Source organism: Mesorhizobium sp. ArgA1, assembly GCF_053714375.1.
Map to the genome: position 1 here is coordinate 413,865 of NZ_JBSKBQ010000004.1, position 20,928 is coordinate 434,792.

The 20,928-nt window shown below is 63.7% G+C and carries 19 protein-coding genes; 10 read left to right on the plus strand and 9 right to left on the minus strand.

The genetic code is table 11. The annotated features are described in order from the left end of the window. The 3 genes from copM (at nucleotide 1) to ACWGTI_RS14065 (ending at nucleotide 2,156) form a co-directional block, all read left to right on the plus strand. Nucleotides 1-393: a CopM family metallochaperone gene (gene copM / locus ACWGTI_RS14055; RefSeq protein WP_454587660.1), complete on the plus strand. Its 393-nt coding sequence runs from the start codon at nucleotides 1-3 to the stop codon at nucleotides 391-393. Nucleotides 394-491: 98 nt separating this feature from the next. After that, on the plus strand, nucleotides 492-1,337 hold the full coding sequence (locus tag ACWGTI_RS14060; RefSeq protein WP_454587661.1) for an aldo/keto reductase: 846 nt from the start codon (nucleotides 492-494) through the stop codon (nucleotides 1,335-1,337). Nucleotides 1,338-1,403: 66 nt separating this feature from the next. Continuing rightward, the gene (locus ACWGTI_RS14065; RefSeq protein WP_454587662.1) at nucleotides 1,404-2,156 is read left to right on the plus strand and encodes an MBL fold metallo-hydrolase; all 753 of its coding nucleotides are present in this window, start codon (nucleotides 1,404-1,406) and stop codon (nucleotides 2,154-2,156) included. Here ACWGTI_RS14065 and ACWGTI_RS14070 read toward each other — a convergent pair. The 3 genes from ACWGTI_RS14070 to ACWGTI_RS14080 form a co-directional block, all read right to left on the minus strand. Then, nucleotides 2,151-2,717: a TetR/AcrR family transcriptional regulator gene (locus tag ACWGTI_RS14070; RefSeq protein ID WP_454587663.1), complete on the minus strand. Its 567-nt coding sequence runs from the start codon at nucleotides 2,715-2,717 to the stop codon at nucleotides 2,151-2,153. The genes ACWGTI_RS14065 and ACWGTI_RS14070 overlap by 6 nt on opposite strands. Nucleotides 2,718-2,784: 67 nt before the next feature. Further along, nucleotides 2,785-3,249: a nuclear transport factor 2 family protein gene (locus ACWGTI_RS14075; protein ID WP_454587664.1), complete on the minus strand. Its 465-nt coding sequence runs from the start codon at nucleotides 3,247-3,249 to the stop codon at nucleotides 2,785-2,787. 100 nt (nucleotides 3,250-3,349) lie between these two features. After that, nucleotides 3,350-3,940, minus strand: coding sequence for a TetR/AcrR family transcriptional regulator (locus tag ACWGTI_RS14080; protein ID WP_454587665.1), 591 nt, complete (start codon nucleotides 3,938-3,940; stop codon nucleotides 3,350-3,352). 268 nt (nucleotides 3,941-4,208) lie between these two features. Between ACWGTI_RS14080 and ACWGTI_RS14085 the strand changes: the two genes are divergently transcribed. Both ACWGTI_RS14085 and ACWGTI_RS14090 read left to right on the plus strand, forming a co-directional pair. Further along, nucleotides 4,209-5,024 (plus strand): DUF3313 domain-containing protein, encoded by an 816-nt coding sequence (locus ACWGTI_RS14085; protein WP_454587666.1) that lies wholly within the window; start codon nucleotides 4,209-4,211, stop codon nucleotides 5,022-5,024. Next, nucleotides 5,017-5,685 carry a methyltransferase family protein gene (locus ACWGTI_RS14090; protein WP_454587667.1) on the plus strand — a complete coding sequence of 223 codons (669 nt, stop codon included), beginning with the start codon at nucleotides 5,017-5,019 and terminating at the stop codon, nucleotides 5,683-5,685. Before ACWGTI_RS14085 ends, ACWGTI_RS14090 begins: the two co-directional genes overlap by 8 nt. On the opposite strand, the gene mutS is transcribed toward ACWGTI_RS14090, so the two are convergent. Next, nucleotides 5,686-8,415 (minus strand): DNA mismatch repair protein MutS, encoded by a 2,730-nt coding sequence (gene mutS, locus ACWGTI_RS14095; RefSeq protein ID WP_454587668.1) that lies wholly within the window; start codon nucleotides 8,413-8,415, stop codon nucleotides 5,686-5,688. It abuts the gene before it with no gap. Between the two features lie 139 nt (nucleotides 8,416-8,554). Here mutS and ACWGTI_RS14100 point away from each other — a divergent pair, with 139 nt between their 5' ends. The 3 genes from ACWGTI_RS14100 (at nucleotide 8,555) to ACWGTI_RS14110 (ending at nucleotide 13,402) form a co-directional block, all read left to right on the plus strand. Continuing rightward, complete coding sequence (locus tag ACWGTI_RS14100; protein WP_454587669.1) at nucleotides 8,555-9,736, plus strand: glycosyltransferase; 1,182 nt, start codon at nucleotides 8,555-8,557, stop codon at nucleotides 9,734-9,736. Between the two features lie 144 nt (nucleotides 9,737-9,880). Next, nucleotides 9,881-12,160 carry an NADP-dependent malic enzyme gene (locus ACWGTI_RS14105; protein ID WP_454587670.1) on the plus strand — a complete coding sequence of 760 codons (2,280 nt, stop codon included), beginning with the start codon at nucleotides 9,881-9,883 and terminating at the stop codon, nucleotides 12,158-12,160. Between the two features lie 162 nt (nucleotides 12,161-12,322). Next, nucleotides 12,323-13,402 carry a diguanylate cyclase domain-containing protein gene (locus ACWGTI_RS14110; RefSeq protein ID WP_454587671.1) on the plus strand — a complete coding sequence of 360 codons (1,080 nt, stop codon included), beginning with the start codon at nucleotides 12,323-12,325 and terminating at the stop codon, nucleotides 13,400-13,402. A gap of 142 nt (nucleotides 13,403-13,544) precedes the next feature. On the opposite strand, the gene ACWGTI_RS14115 is transcribed toward ACWGTI_RS14110, so the two are convergent. The 3 genes from ACWGTI_RS14115 to ACWGTI_RS14125 all read right to left on the minus strand — a co-directional run bounded on the left by ACWGTI_RS14115 (nucleotide 13,545) and on the right by ACWGTI_RS14125 (nucleotide 17,077). Further along, on the minus strand, nucleotides 13,545-14,732 hold the full coding sequence (locus ACWGTI_RS14115; RefSeq protein ID WP_454587672.1) for a porin: 1,188 nt from the start codon (nucleotides 14,730-14,732) through the stop codon (nucleotides 13,545-13,547). A 378-nt stretch (nucleotides 14,733-15,110) separates the two neighbouring features. After that, a complete protein-coding gene (locus tag ACWGTI_RS14120; RefSeq protein ID WP_454587673.1) occupies nucleotides 15,111-15,830 on the minus strand; it encodes an antitoxin Xre/MbcA/ParS-like domain-containing protein in 720 nt (239 codons plus the stop codon). 254 nt (nucleotides 15,831-16,084) lie between these two features. Next, nucleotides 16,085-17,077, minus strand: coding sequence for an adenosine kinase (locus ACWGTI_RS14125; protein ID WP_454587674.1), 993 nt, complete (start codon nucleotides 17,075-17,077; stop codon nucleotides 16,085-16,087). A 345-nt stretch (nucleotides 17,078-17,422) separates the two neighbouring features. Here ACWGTI_RS14125 and ACWGTI_RS14130 point away from each other — a divergent pair, with 345 nt between their 5' ends. Together ACWGTI_RS14130 and ACWGTI_RS14135 are read left to right on the plus strand one after the other, a co-directional pair. Beyond that, nucleotides 17,423-18,325: a DMT family transporter gene (locus tag ACWGTI_RS14130; protein ID WP_454587675.1), complete on the plus strand. Its 903-nt coding sequence runs from the start codon at nucleotides 17,423-17,425 to the stop codon at nucleotides 18,323-18,325. Between the two features lie 70 nt (nucleotides 18,326-18,395). Next, on the plus strand, nucleotides 18,396-19,097 hold the full coding sequence (locus tag ACWGTI_RS14135) for a sulfate transporter family protein (RefSeq protein WP_454587676.1): 702 nt from the start codon (nucleotides 18,396-18,398) through the stop codon (nucleotides 19,095-19,097). A 5-nt stretch (nucleotides 19,098-19,102) separates the two neighbouring features. On the opposite strand, the gene ACWGTI_RS14140 is transcribed toward ACWGTI_RS14135, so the two are convergent. Both ACWGTI_RS14140 and ACWGTI_RS14145 read right to left on the minus strand, forming a co-directional pair. Further along, nucleotides 19,103-20,101 carry a proline racemase family protein gene (locus ACWGTI_RS14140; protein ID WP_454587677.1) on the minus strand — a complete coding sequence of 333 codons (999 nt, stop codon included), beginning with the start codon at nucleotides 20,099-20,101 and terminating at the stop codon, nucleotides 19,103-19,105. 14 nt (nucleotides 20,102-20,115) lie between these two features. Further along, nucleotides 20,116-20,919, minus strand: a complete 804-nt coding sequence (locus ACWGTI_RS14145; protein ID WP_454587678.1) for an isocitrate lyase/PEP mutase family protein — start codon at nucleotides 20,917-20,919, stop codon at nucleotides 20,116-20,118. Nucleotides 20,920-20,928 lie beyond the last annotated feature (9 nt).

Consider the following 20,928-nt stretch of genomic DNA (forward strand, 5'->3'; position numbering starts at 1 on the left):
ATGACCTTGGCTAAAAAGATCGTGCTTTTGCTGATGGCGGCGGGAATGCTGCTCGCGGTTTTCCTCGAAAGCGTTCCGGCGCAATCCGAAGAAATGAAACACGACATGGGCGCGATGGCGACGGACGCGACCGGCCCGTCGACCGAAGGCTACAAGGCGGCGATGGACAAGATGCATGCCGACATGATGGCCTCGGAATATACCGGCAACGCCGATGTCGATTTCGTGCGCGGCATGATCCCGCATCATCAGGGCGCGATCGACATGGCCAAGGTGGAACTCGCCAACGGCAAGGATCCTGAAATCCGCAAGCTGGCGGAAGGCGTGATCGCCGCGCAGGAAGCCGAGATCAAGCAGATGCAAGCCTGGCTCGCCGCTCATCCGGCGAAGTAGGGCGGCAGCAAGCGGGAGCGAGAATCCAGGATCAATTCTGGATTTCCCCTTGCGTTTATGATGCCATGCGCGTCGACCGCGCCAGCCCGGGAGCCCCCATGCCATCGACGATAAGAACCACCACGCTGCCTTCCGGCGAAGCCGTCCAGGTGCTAGGCCAGGGTACCTGGAAGATGGGCGAGGATGCCCGTCGCCGTGCTGGTGAGGTCAACGCCCTGAAGCTTGGGTTCGATCTTGGCATGACGCTGATCGACACCGCCGAAATGTATGCCAGTGGCGGCGCCGAGGAGGTGGTGGCGGAGGCCATTGCCGGCCGCCGGGACGAGCTCTTCATCGTCTCCAAGGTGCTGCCGTCGAATGCCTCGCGCGCCGGCGTGGCGCGGGCCTGCGAAAACAGCCTGAAGCGGCTGCGCACCGACCGCATCGATCTCTATCTCCTGCACTGGCCGGGCAGCGTTCCCTTGGCTGAGACGGTCGACGCTTTCGAGGCGTTGAAGAAGGCCGGCAAGATCCGCCACTGGGGCGTCAGCAATTTCGACACCGACGAGATGGAGGAGCTGACCGGGCTGCGCTCGGGCGACAACGTCCAGACCAATCAGGTCCTCTACAATCTGTCGCGGCGCGGCCCCGAATTCGACCTTGCCACATGGAGCCGCCAGCGCGGCATCCCGCTGATGGCCTATTCGCCGGTGGAGCAGGGCGCCTTGGCGCGCAATTCCAGGCTTGATGCTGTTGCCGCCCGCCACAACGCCACGGCGGCGCAGATCGCGCTGGCCTGGGTGATGGCGCAGCCCGGCGTCATTGCCATCCCGAAGGCCAGCAGCCAGGACCATGTCCGTCAGAATGTCGCTGCGCTCGACATCAGGCTCACCGGCGAAGACCTCGCCGAACTCGACCGCGCCTTCCCGCCGCCGACGCGCAAGCGCGGGCTGGAGATGATCTAGAGGCTGGCATTGGAACGATTTTCATCCGGACATCATCACACCAGCTATAGAATCGGAACGGTGACGGTGACATCGCTGCGCGATGGCTATGTCGACATGCCGGTCAGGCGACTGCGCAAGCCGGGAGACATTGCATTCGGCGATGACCTGCCATCGCAGGTACCGCTCATCGACGGTGCGCTCCGGCTGTCGGTCAACGCTTTTGCGATCGACGACGGAAACGAAATCACACTGGTCGATACCGGTGCCTCCGACGCCTGGCACCCGACGATGGGGCACCTGCCCGAGGCGCTGCGCGAGGCGAAGATCGCCGTCCACCGGATACGTACGGTCGCCTTCACCCACACCCATCTCGACCATATACAGGGCCTCGTCCTTGCCGATGGCGGCGACGGCTTCCCGCAACTTTCTCGTTTGCTTGTTCCGCGCCTTGAACTCGACATGTTCCGCGAGAAGGCGAGGCTGGAACGCTTCCACGATCGCGCCGAGCCTTTCGACACCGGGCAGCGCCTCACTGCCGACATTGATACGCTCGCCGCCCATGGCCATGAAGTCGGCCACACCTGCTTTCGTCTTGTCAGCGGCGGCGAAACGCTGTTGATCTGGGGCGATACCGTGCATGTGCCGTCGCTTCAGTTTGACCATCCCGAGATTGCCTGGGAGTTCGACGCCGACCAGGAGAAGGCGCGGGCAAGCCGGCTGCGGCTGCTGGCGCTTGCGGCTAACAATGACTGCTACGTCGCCGGCGCGCATCTCGATTCACCTGGCGTCGGCCGGGTTTTTCGAACCGACACGGCTTTCCGCTTCGAGCCTCTATAGAATTGGATCAGCCAGCGCCGCCCGAGCCCGCTTCAGCGCACGCGAAAACACCGCTGGGTCGTCGAAGGCGCGCGCCAGCGTGAGTGCGCCCTGAATGGCGCCGACCGTTTCTTCGGCGATTTCACCTGCCCTGGCCGGGCTGTGTCCGCTGTGGGTCAGTGCTTCGGTGAGATGCGCCACCCAGCGGCCGAAATAGCTTCTGATCGCTTTGGCAAAAAGGTCGCGGGATTCGTCCAGCGCGAAGGCGCCGATCAGGCACACCCGACGCCCCGAGCGGAAATAGCTGTCGGTTGCCTCCAGCATGCGCTCGATGCCGGCATGCGGGTTGGCCTTGTCCTGCAGAGGCACGAAGACATTTTCCTCGAACCAGCCGTCTATATGGGCGATGACGGCCGCCGCCATCTCTTCCTTGCCGCCGGGAAAGAAGTGGTAGAGGCTGCCTTTGCCTAAGCCGGTCGCCGCGCCGATCAGCGTCAGGCTTGCCCCCTCATAGCCGTGCTCGCGGAAAACCTCGCCGATGATGGAGAGCAGGTCGGCGCGATCGGGCGCGATCCTGCGCATGCGCTTAGTCTTTCCGCTCGGGCATGATCTTTACGGAAAACCCCGACACACTTCTCGGGATCATGCTCTAGAGTCCGAGTTCGGTCAGGCCGGGATGGTCGTCGGGCCGGCGGCCGAGCGGCCAATGATATTTACGCTCGGCCTCAGTGATCGGCAGGTCGTTGATGCTGGCGACACGCCGGCGCATCAACCCGGCAGCGTCGAACTCCCAATTCTCGTTGCCGTAGGAGCGGAACCAGTGGCCGCTGTCGTCGCGCCATTCATAGGCAAAGCGCACCGCGATGCGGTTGTCGTTCCAGGTCCACACCTCCTTGATGAGTCGATAGTCCAGCTCGCGCGCCCATTTGCGCTTCAAGAAGCCGACGATCTCGCCGCGGCCGGAGACGAATTCAGCCCGGTTCCGCCAGGTGCTGTCCTCGGTATAGGCGAGCGAAACACGCTCGGGGTCGCGGCTGTTCCAGGCGTCCTCGGCCAGGCGTGCCTTTTGCGCTGCCGTTTCGGCCGTGAATGGCGGCAAGGGCGGACGGCTCATGAAATCTCCTCTCGGCTCCGATCTTCGATGACCGACATTGTACCGATTGGTACAGTGAGTCAATACAGCTGTCCGTTGCGACGGCCCGAGGTGGCTGGACTTATCGAACCTCGGCTTTCAGCTTTTCAAAGGCGTCCCGGACATATCCGGCCAGCGGATGCCTGGCGTTTTGCTGCTGAAAAGTTTCGACGGCCAGGCGAAACGCGGCGACTGCTACCAGGGAGACCAGTCGCAGACTGTTGCGTGCCTGGTCCGGCCGCAACTCGCATAAGCCATCGAAAATGGCTTGCTCGAACTGCAGGTAGCCCGTGTGCCTGCGCGAGCGCAGCGTCCTGCTTTCCCGCATGACCTTGGCCGTCGCCATCATTTCTGCACCCTGGAAGCTGCCGACAAGATTGAGCAATGCGTCGCGGGCGATGTCGATTGCCGTTCCGGTTGGTGGCTCGGCAAGGACCGACGCTTTGACCACGCTTGCGTAGTGGCTCAAAGACGCGAACAGAACCTCGTCCTTGCTCTTGAAATAGTGGAAGAACGTCCGGCGCGAGATGCCGGCGGCTGCAGCTATCTCGTCAAGCGTGGTCGCGTCGTAGCCACTGGCCAGGAAGGCGTTCAGGCCGGCTTCGGCGATGCGGCGGGATGTTTCTCGCCGCTTCCGCTCGCGCAGGCCTTCTGGTTTTGGCGCGTCGTTCATGGAGCGCTCCTGCCATGACCATTTCTCAAATGCGACATGAAATTTGGTGCAGATTCAAGTCCCGTCATCACGCCTGCCATAATGACGCCATCAAATTATTGCACTGAGTGCAATTATTAGCGATTTCCGACACGCCCCGCCCCACCGGGCCATCCAGACAGAGGCATCCATGGCAGCTCGCTTGCGTTCCCGTCGCGAGGCTCACATCAGTCGTGGTCGGTTCGGTCCACGCGCGCGACGCGCGGACCACCACCTAATATGGCCGTTTGTGCTGGTCCTGAGCATGCTCGCAGTCGGTTGCGCGTCCGCGCCCCTGGATCAGGTAGGCTCGCTGCAATCCTATGACGAGTTGAAGCCGTCGGACGGTTTGTTGGCCCGCTCGCTAATGCGGGTGAGCAAGGACGACGTGCTTGCGGCAAAAACCGTTCGGATCATTCCGACGGGCTTTTCGCAGCCCGCTGCCGGAAAATCGACATTGACACCGGCGCAGCGCGGCCTGATCACGAACGCCGTCGACAGGACCCTTTGCTCCGGCCTGAGCCAGCGCTTTCAAGTGGTCGCCCTGACCGAGCCGGCCGACCTGACGGTCCACGCGATGGTAACGCATGTGACGCCGACGAATGCGCTGGCGGTAGGCGTTTCGAAAGTGGCGTCCACGGCGGTTTCCGTCGCGCTGCCCGAGATGCACATTCCGGTTCCGCGCCTGCCGATCGGATTGGGCAGCCTGTCGCTTGCAGCCGAAGCGATTGGAGACAACGGCGAGCAGGTGGCGGCCATGATCTGGGGACGTGGCGCGAACGCCCTGCTGGATTCCGGCCGGGTCGCCCGAGAGGGCGACGCCTACGACCTGGCGGCGAAGTTCGGCCACGATTTCAGCAAGCTCCTGGTCACCGGCAAGACGCCCTTCGCCAAGCTGCCGTCGCTCCCGACCAGGGCGGAGCTGCGCGCCATGTTCGGCGGCGGGCCTAAATACCCGGCCTGCAAGGCATTCGGCAAATCGCCCGGACTGGCCGGCTTCCTCGGCGATCGGATGGGATTGCCGCCGGCCTGGACCGACAAGGGGGCCCCGGTGCGCAATGACTGAGGCGGTGACGCAAATGCAGAAAAAGTCTCCGATGCCGCTTTCCACGACGGTTTTTCAACAGGGCAGAAGGATGCGTTTCCTTTGGCTGGTTGCGCCCGTCGTCCTGGCGCCGGCCCTGCTTGCGGAGAGTGGGTGGCCGCAAGGCAGCACCTTTCGCGAAATGCTGGAATTTGCGGGTACCGTGCTGATCCTCATCTGTATCGGCGGCCGCTGCTGGGCATCGCTGTATGTTGGCGGACGCAAGAACCGTGAACTCGTCACAAGCGGCCCCTATGCCTATACACGCAACCCACTCTATTTCTTCTCGGCCCTTGGATTGGCTGGCGTCGGGCTGGCATTCGGGTCGCTGATCCTTTCCGCGTTTCTCTTTGCCTTCACCTATCTGGTCTTTTCCTATGTCGGGACGCGCGAAGCAGTCGCGCTGGACGCGATCTTTGGCGAGGCCTATTGGCGGTATTGTCGAAGCGTACCGGCCTTCTTTCCCCGTCTGCGGCGCGATTACGACGACGTCTTGGGCCCGTCTCCCGTCACGTTCGACTCGGTGGCGCTGAGGCGGACCGCCATCGACAGCTCTTACTTCCTGGTGGCGATACTGGCGGTCGAATCGCTCGGCTGGCTCCAGTCGGCAAGGCTGGTGACGCCGATCTTCCGACTGTTTTGATTACCGGCCCGCCAGCCCCTTCAGCCGATAGAGCGCTTCCAGCGCTTCGCGCGGCGTCATCTCATCCGGGTTGAGCTGGCCGAGTGCGGTGCCCAATGCGTCGCTCTTCGCGGGCTTTGGCGCCTCTCGCTTCACCGCCACCGAAAACAGCGGCAGATCGTCGACCAGCCGGTTGGCCTTGCCTGAGACTTCGCCCTCCTCGAGCTGATGCAGCACCTCTTTCGCACGGCCGACAACCGCTTCCGGCAAGCCGGCAAGACGGGCCACCTGGACGCCATAGGAACGGTCGGCGGCCCCCTTGCCGACCTCGTGCAGGAAGACGACGTCGCCTTCCCATTCCTTGACCCGCATGGTGACATTGGAGAGGCGCGGCAGCTTGCCGGAGAGCGCCGTCATTTCATGGAAATGGGTGGCGAAGATCGCGCGGCAGCGGTTCTTCTCATGCAGGTACTCGACGGCCGCCCAGGCAATCGACAGGCCGTCGAACGTTGCGGTGCCGCGGCCGATCTCGTCCAGGATCACCAATGCTCGCTCGCCGGCCTGGTTGAGGATCGCCGCCGTCTCGACCATCTCGACCATGAAGGTCGAGCGGCCGCGCGCCAGATCGTCCGAGGCACCGACGCGCGAAAAAAGCCGGTCGACGACGCCGATATGGGCCGACGTTGCCGGCACGAAGGAGCCGGTCTGGGCCAGGATAGCGATCAGCGCATTTTGCCGAAGGAACGTCGACTTGCCGCCCATATTGGGGCCGGTGAGCAGCCAGATGGCGCCGGCCTTGGCGCCGCCTTGCGGCGACAGATCGCAATCATTGGCGACGAACGAACCGTCGCCCGAGCGCCGCAGCGCCTGTTCCACCACCGGATGCCGTCCGCCTGAAATGTCGAAGGCAAGGCTGGAGTCGACCAGGGGCCGGCACCAGGCTTCGCTCTCCGACAAAAGCGCAAGCGCCGCCGACACGTCGAGCACGGCCAGCGCATCGGCGCCCGCGCGGATCTTCTGCGCCTCGCCGACGGCCTCAGTCGTCAGCGTGTCGAAAGCGGCAAGCTCGATGCTGAGCGCCCGGTCGGCGGCATTGGCGATCTTGGTCTCGAGTTCTGCAAGCTCGGTCGTGGTGAAGCGCATGGCGTTGGCCATGGTCTGGCGATGGATGAAGCGCGCCTTGGCGCCGTCGCTGCCGGTCATGATGGAATGGTGGTTGGCGGTCACTTCGATGTAATAACCCAGCACATTGTTATGCCGGATTTTCAGCGAGCGGATGCCCGTCTCCTCAATCAGCGAGCGCTCCAGCCCGGCTATGACCTTGCGAGACTCATCGCGCAAGGCCCGCATCTCGTCGAGCTCGGGGTGGTAGCCGCCGCGCACGAAGCCGCCGTCGCGCCGGAGCAACGGCAGCTCATCGCCGAGTGCTTGCGTCAGATGCTGGGCAAGTGCCGCGGGCAGCGCCCGGATGGCGGCAAGTGCTTCCGCCAACTCATGCGGCAACATGGTGGTTGCAAAGATTTCGGCAATCGCACCGGCCGCCTCGAAACCGGCGCGCAACGCGCCGAGGTCGCGCGGACCGCCGCGGTTGAGCGCCAGCCGCGACAGCGCACGCGGCATATCCGCGACGCTCTTCAGGCTGGACCGCACCGCCTGGCAAACCTGAGTGTCGGCGCGGAAGAACGACACCGAATCGAGCCTGGCGCCGATCGCCGCCGGATCGGTCAGCGGCGCCATCAGCCGGTCGGCAAGCAGCCTTGCGCCACCGCCGGTCACCGTGCGGTCGATCGCCTTGAACAGCGAGCCGTCGCGGCTGCCGGACAACGTGCGCAACAGTTCCAGATTGCCGCGTGTCGCCGGATCGATGAACAGTGTCGATCCCTGCTCCTCGCGTTCGGGGCGCGACAGCGGCGGCCGCTCGGCCTTCTGCGTCTTTTCGACATAGGCGATCACGCCCGAGATCGCCGACAGTTCGGCGCGCGAGAAGGCGCCGAAACTGTCCGGCGTCGCCACCTCGAAGAAGCGCGCGATGCGGCCCGCGGCCGAGGCCGAATCGAACAGCGATGGCGGCTGCGGACTGGCGACGCGGCCGATGACGTCGAACACCGGCTTCAGCTCGGGATCATAAAACACCGGCTCGGCGACGATCAGCTCGCGCGGATCGACGCGGAAGACGTCCGCCAGCAGGCGGTCGGCCGTGGTTTCGGCAACGCGGAAAACGCCGGTCGAGATCTCGATCCAGGCCAACGCAAAGGCGTGATCGCTGCTGCCGCCCTTCACCCTTCCCAGCGCCGTCAGGAAGCTCGATTCCGACGGCGCCAGCAATTTGTCCTCGGTGATGGTGCCCGGCGTCACCAGCCGCACCACGTCGCGGCGCACCACTGATTTGCCGCCGCGCTTCTTTGCTTCCGCCGGATCCTCGATCTGTTCGCAGACGGCAACGCGAAAACCTTGGCCAATCAGCTTCTGCAGATAGTCGTCGGCCGCGTGCACCGGCACGCCGCACATCGGAATGTCGTGGCCTTGATGCTTGCCGCGCTTGGTCAAGACGATGCCCAGAGCCCGGCTCGCCTTCTCCGCGTCGTCGAAGAACAGTTCGTAGAAATCGCCCATGCGGTAGAACAGCAGCGAATCCGGGTTCGCCGCCTTGATCTCGATGAACTGCTCCATCATCGGCGTCACGCCGGCACTGGCTGGTGCCGGTGTGGTCGTCTCGTTGGCATCGGGGTCGGTTGGCATGTGCATATTCATGCGGGGACGCTAGCAGATGTAGCGGTGCGGTTTAATGCCGGGCACTCGAAAAGCAGGGGAAAGCGCTTTCATGCCGCCACCTGGCGTCGGATTGCCTGACGTCACGATCCGCAATACTGGTCGCAGTGACGGAGGGCTTATGGACAAGGACGGGCACGAGACCCCCGAGGAGATGGTAGCCTCGACCGCTTCGCCCTACGAGCGCCTGCGGATCAAGACGGCATTGCTCGGCAATCGCACCGTGGGCAGGCTGCGTGATGCGACGCGCAAGCGGCTTCCCTTCCTGCTGCCGGTCGACGGCCCGCTCTCCGGTCTCGATGGCGGCCGGCAGGTTGCGGTCCACATGCTCAGCCATGACCCGCTGGTGATCTACACGCCGATCGGCGGTTCGCGGCCGCTGGCCTCCATCGTGGCCATTGGCCGGCGCCTGGCTTCGCGGCGTGCTGCCTTTCTCATGATGCCAAGCTGGACGCTCGAGCGGCCACACACCGTGGTGAAACTAGGCAGGGATCTGGCATGGTATCGCGAACGCTTTCCGCTGCACGAGCTGATCTTCCTTTGCAACACCGAGGAGGAGCGGCGCCTGGTCAGCGCGGTTGGCGGCAACGCAATCTTCTCCAACCACAATCTGATGGTCTCCGAGCACATTTTTCGGCCATTGCCGGATGTCCCGGTCGCATTCGACGCCGTCTACAATGGCCGCATCTCGCACACCAAGCGACATCATCTTTCCTTCGACATCGAAAGGCTGCTCCACATCACCGTGTCGATCGGCGAATTGCCGCCGGCGGGCGACCGTGCCTTCATCCGGCGGCTGCAGGCGCAATCGCCATTGCATCGTATCGCCAATCCGATCGTCAACGGGCTGACCGACCGGCTGGCGCCGCAGGAGGTCAATCGTGCCTACAACCAGGCCGCTGTCGGCCTGTGTCTGTCAGCCGCCGAGGGCGCGATGTGCTCAAGCATGGAATATATGATGGCCGGCTTGCCTGTGGTGAGCACACCAAGCCTCGGCGGCCGCGATGTCTTTTTCGACCCGGACTATTGCATCGTCGCCGAGCCGGAGCCGGCAGCGATCCGCCGCGCGGTCGAAACGCTGCGCGACCGCGCCATTCCGCGCGAGGAAATCCGCAGCCGCACCATGGCCAAGGTATGGCCGCAGAGGCGGGAACTCATGGAGTTCCTGTCGGCGCTGCAGGAGCGGATGGGAAGCAAGGAGCCGCCGCTTTTGCAATGGCCCTTTCCCGGGACCAGGACGCTGCGCCGATGGGCAAGCGTGCGCCAGCATGCGCGTGAGATCATAGAGCACGTCTCGACGTGACATCTCTCATGGAGAGCCTCGTCCGCGCTGAGCCAGCTTTGCCGCGCTTGGCGGTTTACAGCCGCCGTCTGTGGCCTTAGTCCTTGCTGAGATAAGGAGCGCCCGTCTCAAGGGTGCGGCACCGGCGAGGAAATCAAGAGCATCATGGCCAAGAAAACCGAAAACAGCGGCCCGTCCGTCAGCGCCCAGGAGGCGCTGGAATTCCACGCCATGGGCCGTCCCGGCAAGCTGGAGGTCGTCGCCACCAAGCCGATGGCGACGCAGCGCGATTTGAGCCTCGCCTATTCGCCGGGCGTCGCGGTTCCCGTTCTGGCCATCGCCGAGGACCCCAGCCGCGCCTTCGACTATACGACGCGCGGAAACATGGTCGCCGTCATTTCCAACGGCACCGCGATTCTCGGCCTCGGCAATCTCGGTGCGCTCGCGTCCAAGCCAGTGATGGAAGGCAAGGCGGTGCTGTTCAAGCGCTTCGCCGATGTCGATTCCATCGATCTCGAAGTCGACACCGAGGATGCCGACGAGTTCGTCAATTGCGTGCGCTTCCTCGGGCCGTCATTCGGCGGCATCAATCTGGAAGACATCAAGGCGCCGGAGTGCTTCATCATCGAGCAGCGCCTGCGCGAATTGATGGATATCCCGGTCTTCCATGACGACCAGCATGGTACCGCCATCATCTCCGCCGCCGGGCTGCTCAACGCGCTGGAGATCACCGGCCGCGACATGAAGACCACGAAGATGGTCTGCAACGGCGCCGGTGCCGCCGGCATCGCCTGCATCGAGCTGATGAAGGCGATGGGGTTTGCGCCGGAAAACATCATCCTGTGCGACACCAAGGGCGTGGTCTTCCAGGGCCGCACCGAGGGCATGAACCAGTGGAAGTCGGCGCATGCGGTCAAGACCGACACGCGCAGCCTTGCCGAGGCGCTGGACGGCGCCGATGTCTTCCTCGGCCTGTCGGCCAAGGGCGCGCTGACCACCAAGATGGTGCAGTCGATGGCCAAGAACCCGATCATCTTCGCCATGGCCAATCCCGACCCGGAGATCACGCCAGAGGAAGTGGCCGAGATCCGCACCGACGCCATCATGGCCACCGGGCGTTCCGACTATCCGAACCAGGTCAACAATGTGCTCGGCTTCCCCTACATCTTCCGCGGTGCGCTGGATGTCAGGGCCACCACCATCAATGACGACATGAAGATCGCTGCCGCGCGTGCGCTGGCCGAACTGGCGCGCAAGGACGTGCCCGACGATGTCGCCGCCGCCTATCAGGGCAACCGACCGAAATTCGGCCCCAACTACATCATCCCGGTGCCGTTCGACCCGCGCCTGATCTCGGCCATCCCGCTCGCCGTGGCCAAGGCCGCGATGGAGTCGGGCGTCGCCCGCAAGCCGATCCTCGATCTCGACCGCTATGCGCAGGAGCTGTCCGCCCGCCGTGACCCGATCGCTTCGACCTTGCAGCGCATCTACGACCGCGTCCGCCGCCAGCCCAAGCGCATCGTCTTTGCCGAGGGCGAGGAGGAGCAGGTGATGCGCGCCGCTGTCTCCTATGTGAACCAGAAGCTCGGCACCGCCATCCTGCTCGGCCGCGACGACATCATCAAGGAGAACGCCAGGCACGCCGGTATCGACTTGAACAAGCAGGGCATCGAGATCATCAATGCCAGGCTGTCGCGCCGCAACGGCATCTACACCGACTATCTCTATGAGCGCCTGCAGCGCAAAGGCTTCCTGTTCCGTGACTGCCAGCGGCTGATCAACAACGACCGCAACCATTTCGCGGCCTGCATGGTGGCGCTGGGCGACGCCGACGGCATCGTCACCGGGGTCACCCGCAACTATTCCACCGCGCTCGACGATATCAGGCGCATCATCGACGCCAAGCCCGGCCACCGCGTCATCGGCGTGTCGATCGTGCTCGCGCGCGGCAGGACCGTGCTCGTCGCCGACACCGCCGTGCACGACATGCCCAATGCAGAGCAGATCGCCGACATCGCCGAGGAAGCCGCAGGCTTTGCCCGCCGCATGGGTTACGAGCCGCGGCTCGCCATGCTCGCCTACTCCACCTTCGGCCATCCGCAGGGCGAGCGCTCCGAGCGGGTGCAGGAAGCGGTACGCATCCTCGACAAGCGGCGTGTTGATTTCGAGTACGATGGCGAGATGGCCGCCGATGTGGCCCTGAATGCGCGCGCCATGGCGCAATATCCGTTCATCAGGCTGACAGGCCCGGCAAATGTGCTGATCATGCCGGCGTTCCACTCGGCCTCGATCTCGACCAAGATGCTGCAGGAACTGGGCGGCTCGACGGTGATCGGCCCGCTGCTGGTAGGGCTGAACAAGCCGGTGCAGATCGTGTCGCTGAACGCGAAGGACTCGGACATCGTGAACATGGCGGCGATCGCGGCCTATACGGCGGGGACTTGAGAGACACGCAAAAGCCGGTGATGGCAGCGGGGGCGCAAGCTCAGGAGCGCACCGGCTCTTGGCATAACATATTGATAAGATTCAGCTGATATAGGGAACCTCTTGCCGACTTGCCGTTACGGCATCTTCGGTGCGTTCAGACCGCCAAACGGGGGTGCGGCCATGAAGTATGACGGGGTTTCTGCATCCATGGTCGGCCAGGGGGTCTACCACGACGAGCGCCTGGACGCGCTGCTCAGCATCACCGGCCGCATGGACGGCTATCTCTACCGCTGCCGCAACGACCAGTCCTACACCATGCTCTATATCAGCGACGGCATCTTCACCGTCAGCGGCTATCGGCCGAGCGATTTCATTCACAATGCGGTGCGCGATTATGTCTCGGCCATCCACCCGGATGACCTTGCCGGCGTCTACGCCGCCGTCGACGCTGCGCTGGAGGCTCGTTGCAACTGGAATGTCGACTATCGCATCGTGCCTGAGGCCGGCGAACCCCTTTGGGTGCGCGAGATCGGCGGCGGTGTCTGGGACGACGCCGGCGAACTCGAATTCCTCGAAGGTTTCGTCGTCGACATCAGCGACCGCAAGGTGGTTGAGGACCTCAATGCCGAGCTTTTGCTGGAGCTCAAGGCCGCCAATGAGGAGCTCTCGGTGCAAAAGCGCGAGATCGAGCTCGCCAAGCAGCAGAGCGACCATTCGGCCAACCACGACGCGCTGACCGATCTGCCCAACCGGCGCGCCTTCCACAATGAGTTGAGGTCGGTGGTGGCCCGCTGCGGTGCCACCGGCGAGGCGGCCGGTCTTCTGTTCATCGACCTCGACCGCTTCAAGGAAGTCAACGACACGCTCGGCCATGAGGCCGGCGACGCGCTACTGCAGCGTGTTTCGAACCACCTTCGCACCATCCTGCGGAGCGATGATTTCGTGGCACGGCTCGGTGGCGATGAATTCGCCTTCCTGTTTTCGGGCCAGGCGGACCGGGCCAGGCAAAAGGCCGAGCGCGTCGCCGAGCGCATCCTCGAGAGGCTGCGCATCAAGGTGCCGGCGCCGAACGGCGACATCCAGGTCGGCTGCACTGTAGGCGTCGCCATGTATCCGGCGGAAGCCGGCGATTGCGACGCCTTGGTCGCGTTGGCCGACCGGCTGATGTATGTCGGCAAAAAGAGCGGGCGCAACCGGCTGGTCATGGCCGAAGAAATGGCGTCCTCGCCGTCGGGGGCGGGAGCTCGCAAGACCGCTTAGAGCACCCGAACAAGGGGATTGCTGATGCTTCGCGCGGAACCGCGGCAAGTGGTGGGCGAGCCAGGGATTCATGAAGGTGGCGCTGAAATGAAAAAGGCCCGCGGCAATGCCGCAGGCCTCTCGTTTAGGATATCAGGCTCGATCAGAACGAGCGCTGGAAGCGAAGAATGCCGCCGACGTTGCTCTTCTTGGTGGCCTTGGTCCAGTTGTTGAAGTCGGCGTCGCCGAACTTGCCGGCATTAAGGTAATCGACTTCAGCCGTGACCGTAAAGCCGGGCACAACGGTATAGGCAACGTTGGCAGCGATGCCGAGGTTCTTCCAGTCGTCATAAGACACCTGGGCGTTGAACGCGGTCTTTTCGTTGAACTTGTAGGTGCCGCCGCCCCAGATTGCCCAGTTGCCGCCCCACTGCTTGTAGAAGCCGCGACCGCTGGCCGGGAATGCGTAGGTCGTGTCAGTCAGGTTGTCGTCGGTGCCGTAGCCACCCATGACAAAGAGCGTGAACTCCTTGCTGACATTGACGTCCAAACGAACCTTGCCGGCCACTTCCTCGTAGTTGCTGTCATAGGCGACGACGCCCGACACCGAACCCCAGTCGCCCTTGTACTTCAAGCCGCCGACGACATGCGGAACGTAGCTGTCGATAGTGCCTACACCGCTCACACCAGCCGAGCCGGCGCCCGCGCCTTCTTCGAGCGAAATCACTCCGGAGAACCCATTGCCCACGTCAAAGTAATACTGGACGACGTTGCTTTCCTGCCCGCCGTAGGGGACCAGCGTATCCTGGATGACGGCGCCAGCGTAGTTGGTGAACGTATCGAAGGCCGTGTCGTCCTTACCGACGCGCAGGCCACCGAGCTGGATATAGGCGTAGCGCAGCGAGACGGTGGCGGCATTGCCAGCCGCATTGATGTCGCCTTGAGGTTCGCCATCCGCGCCAACATCAGCCTGACGGTTGCCGAAGTTAAAGCGGGTCTCCGTGAAGGTCTTCAAGGTGCCGAGTTCGGTTTCCTGGCCGGTCCAGGTCCTCAGCGTGAAGCGAGCGTTCTTGCGCCAGGTGTCGTTGCTGTTGCCATCCTCAACGTCGTCGCTGGTCGCACCGTCGAACGAGCCGACGTCGCCGCCGCCGATGTCATAACGGACATAGCCGCCGATGCGCAGGCAGGTTTCGGTACCGGGGATGTAGAAGTAGCCGGCGCCGTAGACGTCGCAGATCTTGACGTATTCGGCCGGTTCCGGCTCGGCGACGACGACCGCGTCGGCGGCGCGTGCCCCCGAAACCGCGATCAGCGCTGCGGCGGAGCCGAGAAGAAGGCTCTTGATGTTCATTTTCTTGAATCTCCAGTCAAAGGTTCAAATTCAGGTCGGACACGGCGCTTGGGCCTGCCGCTTCACCCCATACCGAGAGCCGCGCATCGCGCCGTGCTCTCGCCTTCGACATGGCCTATGCAGCGGCGGCGATCAACAGAGATTGTGTCCCAAAAGCGGCTTTCTGACTCTTCAAAAAGTATTGTTGCGCAATTATCACGTCATATATTTGATAAAGTGGCACAACTGGCACATTCGGTACATAAGAGACGGAGGTATTTGGGAATGTATGGCGAGATATGCCCTTAAAATTCGATTATGACTGTTTTGTGAAATGCATTTAACTGGCTTAATAACGCGAGGCGTGATCAGCCAGTCGTTCCGGATCGAGGCGGTAAATCAGGGCGGCGAAAAATCGCGCGCGGCCGACACGACGTCCTGCACCATGTCCTGCTTGAGCATTTCGATCGGCACGCGGCCGCCAAGTTCCGGTGCGGCGCGGTTCAGCCAGAACCAGGCAAGCCTCGGATTGGCGATCGCCGACAGCACCTCGCTGATTCCTGCAGCCGGCCTGCCATCGACGAACTGGGCCAGCGGAAAGACATGCTTGCGGCCGCCCTTGCGCAGCGCAATGACCTCGCTACGCCGCTGCCAGCGATGCAGCGTCGAGCGTGGGATACGGAAGTTCTCTTCCAGATAGGTCGACCCTGCGACCTCGCCCGCCCAGTCTTCGATCAGCATCGACTGCAGCGACCGCTCTCCGGGTAGGGAAGATGTAGCCTTGTCTGGAGCGGATGCCGACGTCGTTTTGTCAGCGCCAGCAGTTGCCGCGTTGTTGGGCGCCTTGCCCCGGCGCGCGGCCTTGTCCGCCATCGACTGGACCAATTCGGTGGCGAGCGCGGTCCATTCGCCTCTGACGGTATCGATGGCCAGTCGCTGCGGCTGCGAAAGGAAAGTCAGCGCGGCCGCGGCGCTGCCGGCAATGGCGCCGGCTGAAGCCAGCGCCTGTGGGTCCAGGGCCATGCCGTGCTGGACCAGCGCCTGCTGGACCGCCTCGGCGACCAGCCCTGCCAGGGCTTCCTGTGAGATCCCGTCCGTCGGATTGTAAAATTGGGTCATGCATCTGTCTTGCTGGCCACGCGCTCCTCCCAGCTTGCGGCCGGTTGTTGAACGGCTAGAGCAGAGAGCACAAAGCGCGGCGGCGACAGCCGCAGCGACCCGAACGGTTGCTGTCTTGCATTTGACACCCCAACTGTCTGCGGGGCGTCCCGAATGTCAGCCGCGAGACGCCTCACTGTGCGTGTAGGTCTGCTCTGTGACAAGCGCACGACAGAGACGTCGTTTGACGCCCCTTGCGAGGTGACGCAGCGGGACTACAGCAGCCCGGCCAGTTGGGCCGCGCTGCGCAGGTTCTGCCGCGGCCGTGGCCCGAGCTGCTGGATCACCAGTCCGGCGGCGAGCGAGCCGAGGTCGCCGCAATCCTTCAGGCTGCGGCCGGCCGTATAGCCATAGAGGAAGCCGGCTGCATAGAGGTCGCCGGCGCCGGTCGTGTCGACCAGTTCGCGGATATTCGTCGCCTGGATGGTGACGGTCTCGTCGCCGCGAACGATGACCGAACCTTTTTCGGAGCGGGTGACCGCGGCTATTCTGCAATCCTTGCGGATCGCCTCCAGCGCCTCGTCGAAGGATTTGGTCTGGTAGAGCGACTTGATCTCGTGGCTGTTGGCAAAGACGATGTCGACGGTGCCCGAACGCATCAGCTCGAGGAACTCGTCTCGGTAGCGGTCGACGCAGAACGAATCCGACAGCGTCATCGACACTTCGCGTCCGGCTTCGTGTGCAAGCTTCGCGGTCTGCCGGATCGCCTCCTTGGCGCGCGGCGGATCCCACAGATAGCCCTCGAAATAGGTGACCTTGGCGCCGGATGCCTTGTCGGCCTCGACGTCCTCCGGGCCGAGCTCGACGCAGGCGCCGAGATAGGTGTTCATCGAACGCTCGCCGTCGGGGGTGACGAAGATCATCGAGCGCGCCGTCGGCGGCTGTCCCTGGAGCGGCCTGGTGTCGAAAGCGACGCCCTGGGCATGGATGTCATGGGCATAGATTTCGCCAAGCGGATCGTTCGACACCTTGCCGAAGAAGGCGGCGCGGCCGCCGAAGCTGGCGATGCCCGCCGCCGTGTTGCCGGCGCTGCCGCCCGAGGCCTCGATCGCCGGGCCCATGCGGCTGTAGAGCAGCTCGGCGCGCCTGGTGTCGATGAGGTTCATCGCACCCTTGATGATGCCGTTGGTCTCGAGAAAAGCGTCGTCGCACTGGGCGATGATGTCGACAATGGCATTGCCGATGCAAAGCACGTCATAATCCGGCATCAATGTCTCCGCCCAAAGCATGATGCCGAAAAGTGTGAAGCGGTTTTCGGGCGAACATCATGCTTTATTTCTTAGATTTAGAGCCGGATTCAGATTTCAGGTCGACCAGACCTGAAACCATCCGGCTCTAGGGAACCGAGCCGGCTTCCTGCCGCGCCCGGGCGGGTCTACAGCATCACCCGGAAAAATGGCAAACGATTTCCGCTTTTTGCCGGTGTGGCGGGAGGCGGCGCGACGCGGGCGTGCGCGGGGCGAGGCACCATCACAGTTCGACCGTGGCCGAAGCATTTCACCGTCACGTCGCCTACAAGCATGGCCTCAAATCAAGTCCTGGAAGCACCCGCCATGGCCACAAAAATCGACATGACCACCGAACTGGCGCTGCTTGGCCTGCTGGCCGCACTGTGGGGCGCGTCCTATACCTTCATCAAGATCGGCGTCGAGACGATCCCGCCACTAACCTTCATCGCCGCCCGGACCCTTATCGCTGGCGGCATCCTGCTCGCGCTGATCCGCTGGCGCGGCCTCTCCATGCCGAAGGACAGCGCGACCTGGTGGCGGTTCATGGTCCAGGCCTGCCTCAACAGCGTCGTGCCGTTCACGCTGATCGCCGCCGCCGAGCGCTCCATCGATGCCGGCCTGGCCACCATCCTTAACGCGACATCGCCGATCTTCACCTTCCTGCTGACCGCGCTCATCACCCGCCACGAGCAGGTGACCGCACGCAAGCTGTTCGGTGTCGGCGCAGGCATAGCCGGCATTTGCCTGATCGTCGGCACCCAGGCGCTTGGCGGTCTCGGCCATCAATTGTGGGCGCAGCTTGCCGTCGTCGCGGCTACGGTCAGCTATGCGGGGGCCGCCATTTTCGGGCGCAACTTCAGAGGTCTCGATCCGATGCTGCCGGCCGCCGGCTCGATGATCTGCGGCGCGGCCATCCTTGTCCCCTTGAGCCTATTGGTCGACCAGCCGTGGACGCTGGCGCCGTCGACGGCCTCGATCCTGGCCTTGCTGGCGCTGTCTGTGTTTTCGACGGCGCTGGCCTTCTGCATCTTTTTCCGCCTCATCCACACGCTGGGTTCGGTCGGCACCACGTCACAGGCCTATCTGCGCGTGCCGATCGGCGTCGGCATCGGTGCCCTGTTCCTCGGCGAAAGCCTGGGGCCGACGGTATTTTGGGGGATGGGTTTCGTCGTCATCGGTGTCGCGGCAATGACCATTCCCGCCCGCTCGCGAGTGCTGGCGCGCTAGCTGCCTTGCGGCCCGTGCAGTCTCAGCCTATCTCGGAGGTGTCCGTTTCGACCCGAGGCTGGAGTCGCCCGTGATATTCGACGCTGCGCGCGCCGCCCTGAGCCGTTTGTTCTCTCCCGAATTCCGCGCGGTTTTCCTCAAAACGCTCGGATTGACCGTACTGGTGCTCGTGGCTTTGTGGCTTGCGCTGACAAGTCTTGTCGACTGGCTGGCCTTGCCGTGGCTTCAGGCCCTGTTGCCCAGCCTGCCGTCCTGGGCCAGTTGGCTGGGCGGCATCGTCGCGGCCATCGTGCTCGCCTTCGGCATGGCGCTGCTGATCGCGCCGGTGACGGCAATCGTTGCCGGCCTGTTTCTCGACGACATCGCCGAAGTGGTCGAGCGCACCGATTATCCCGCCGACCCACCCGGCCGACCTGTGCCGGCGCTGCAGTCGCTGGCGCTGGCGATAAAATTCTTCGGCGTCGTCGTCCTGGGCAACATCATTGCCTTGCTCCTTCTGCTGGTGCCAGGCGTCAACATCGCCGCCTTCTTCATCGTCAACGGCTACCTGCTAGGGCGCGAATTCTTCGAATTCGCCGCCATGCGCTTTCGGCCCGAGGCCGAGGCCAAGGCGCTGCGCCGGAAATATGCCGGCACGGTGTTCCTCGGCGGACTGTTGATTGCCGCCTTCCTCGCCGTGCCGCTGCTTAACCTGCTGACGCCGCTCTTTGCCGCCGCCATGATGGTGCACCTGCACAAGGCGATCGGCGCGCGGGAGAGCGCCAGGCGATAGGCCTGTCAACGCAGAAGAAAACCGCGCCCCAATTCGTCGTCCGGTTCGATAGTGAGCTCGGCTCGACCGGAATAATAGGCGCGGCCGCCGACACGAGCGATGATCGCATCATGCGGGCCGGCCTTGGTCGTGCGCGCCACCGCGCCGGAGAAGCGCGAGCCGGCGATGCTTTCGAATGTCCGCGTCTGATCCAGGGCGATTTCGCCCTTGGCGCGCATCGCCGCCAGCCGCGCGGTGACGCCGGAGCCGGTGGGCGAACGGTCGACCTCGGCATCGGCAAAGACGCAGACATTTTTCGTCGTCTCGCCGGAAAACGCATCGCGCCCGTCGGTCAGGATGGTGCCGTAAAGGAAAGCGAGATCGGCATGGTCGGGATGCGACAGCGGGAACTCGGCCTTCAGCCGCTCGGTCAGCGCGGTTGCCGCGTCGACGAAATCGCGCACGCGGTTGCGGCCGAACTCCAGGCCGAATTGATGGCAGTCGGCCAGTGCATAGAAGGCGCCGCCATAGGCAATGTCAAAGGTAATCCTGCCATATCCCGCCAATTCGATCTGTTGGTCACGGGCAAACAGGAATGCCGGCACGCTCTCGAACGACACGGCGCCGGCCTTGCCGTCCCTGACCTCCACCGAAGCGACGACCAGGCCGCATGGCGCCTCGATGTTGACGGTCGTGATTGGCTCCTGTTTCGCCACCAGCCCTTCGTCGATGGCATAGCGGCCGAGCGCGACGATGGCGTGGCCGCACATCGTCGAATAGCCCTCATTGTGCATGAACAGCACGGCGATGTCTGCGCCGGGCAAATCGGGCTCCACCAGCAGCGCGCCATACATGTCGTAATGGCCGCGCGGCTCGAAGATCAGCAGCTTGCGCAAATGGTCGAGATGGTCGCGCACATAGGCGCGCTTCTCAAGGATCGTGCCCTTGGGGATATCAGGATAACCGGAGGTGACGATCCTCAGCGGCTCGCCGCCGGTGTGCATGTCGACGACGGTGAGCGTCATGCGCCGGGACCCGTTCAGTTTGGAGACTTGGAGAACAGCGCCTGCAGCTTGCCGAATGGCATGGCGGCGCGGGCAAAGCCGAACGTGCCGTCCTGCTGGATCTCGCGCGCCGCTGTTTCCAGCATGCCGAAGGCGAAATTGGTCAGCCACGGCCCGAGAGAAATGCGCTTGACCCCGGCCATGGCGAGATCAGCGATGGTGAAGCCAGGCATTGCCATGATGTTGACCGGCCGGTTCACGGCCGAGCAGACTTTCTGGATCGTCTCGATATCTTTGAGGCCCGGCGCATAGAGCACATCGGCGCCGGCCGTCTCGAAGGCCTGCAGCCGCTTGATCGTGTCGTCGAGGTCATTCTTCCCCCACAGAAAATTCTCGGCCCGCGCGGTGAAGACGAAATCGTGCTTGAGCGCCCGTGCGGCTTCGGCTGCCGCGGCGACGCGCTCGACGGCATGTGAAAAATCGTAGATCGGCTTGTCGGGATCGCCCGTATGATCCTCGATCGAGCAGCCGGCGAGCCCCGCCGCTTCGGCCGCAAAAACCGTCTCTGCGGCACTCGTCGCGCTGTCGCCCTTGCCCTTCTCGAGATCGGCCGAGACCGGCAGGCTGGTTGCCGCCGTCACCTCGCGGCAATGGTGGATCATCGCCTCGAACGTCACCGCTCCGTCGGGCAAGCCGCGCGAAAAGGCAAAGCCGGCGCTGGTCGTCGCCAGCGCCTTGAAGCCGAAGGACGCCAGAAGCTTGGTCGTGCCGACATCCCATGGATTGGGCATGACGAAGGTCGAGGCGTGCAAGTCGCGAAAGATCTTGCCCTTGTCCATGGTGCTTCC

Bases quoted from the DNA above. Each gene is read 5' to 3' on its own strand.
- ACWGTI_RS14140 (WP_454587677.1), bottom strand. From the start codon at position 20,101: ATGACGCTCACCGTCGTCGACATGCACACCGGCGGCGAGCCGCTGAGG.
- ACWGTI_RS14075 (WP_454587664.1), bottom strand. From the start codon at position 3,249: ATGAGCCGTCCGCCCTTGCCGCCATTCACGGCCGAAACGGCAGCGCAA.
- ACWGTI_RS14130 (WP_454587675.1), top strand. From the start codon at position 17,423: ATGGCCACAAAAATCGACATGACCACCGAACTGGCGCTGCTTGGCCTG.
- ACWGTI_RS14100 (WP_454587669.1), top strand. From the start codon at position 8,555: ATGGACAAGGACGGGCACGAGACCCCCGAGGAGATGGTAGCCTCGACC.
- ACWGTI_RS14145 (WP_454587678.1), bottom strand. From the start codon at position 20,919: ATGGACAAGGGCAAGATCTTTCGCGACTTGCACGCCTCGACCTTCGTC.
- ACWGTI_RS14125 (WP_454587674.1), bottom strand. From the start codon at position 17,077: ATGCCGGATTATGACGTGCTTTGCATCGGCAATGCCATTGTCGACATC.
- ACWGTI_RS14090 (WP_454587667.1), top strand. From the start codon at position 5,017: ATGACTGAGGCGGTGACGCAAATGCAGAAAAAGTCTCCGATGCCGCTT.
- ACWGTI_RS14115 (WP_454587672.1), bottom strand. From the start codon at position 14,732: ATGAACATCAAGAGCCTTCTTCTCGGCTCCGCCGCAGCGCTGATCGCG.
- ACWGTI_RS14070 (WP_454587663.1), bottom strand. From the start codon at position 2,717: ATGCGCAGGATCGCGCCCGATCGCGCCGACCTGCTCTCCATCATCGGC.
- ACWGTI_RS14110 (WP_454587671.1), top strand. From the start codon at position 12,323: ATGAAGTATGACGGGGTTTCTGCATCCATGGTCGGCCAGGGGGTCTAC.
- ACWGTI_RS14060 (WP_454587661.1), top strand. From the start codon at position 492: ATGCCATCGACGATAAGAACCACCACGCTGCCTTCCGGCGAAGCCGTC.
- ACWGTI_RS14120 (WP_454587673.1), bottom strand. From the start codon at position 15,830: ATGACCCAATTTTACAATCCGACGGACGGGATCTCACAGGAAGCCCTG.
- ACWGTI_RS14105 (WP_454587670.1), top strand. From the start codon at position 9,881: ATGGCCAAGAAAACCGAAAACAGCGGCCCGTCCGTCAGCGCCCAGGAG.
- ACWGTI_RS14080 (WP_454587665.1), bottom strand. From the start codon at position 3,940: ATGAACGACGCGCCAAAACCAGAAGGCCTGCGCGAGCGGAAGCGGCGA.
- mutS (WP_454587668.1), bottom strand. From the start codon at position 8,415: ATGAATATGCACATGCCAACCGACCCCGATGCCAACGAGACGACCACA.
- copM (WP_454587660.1), top strand. From the start codon at position 1: ATGACCTTGGCTAAAAAGATCGTGCTTTTGCTGATGGCGGCGGGAATG.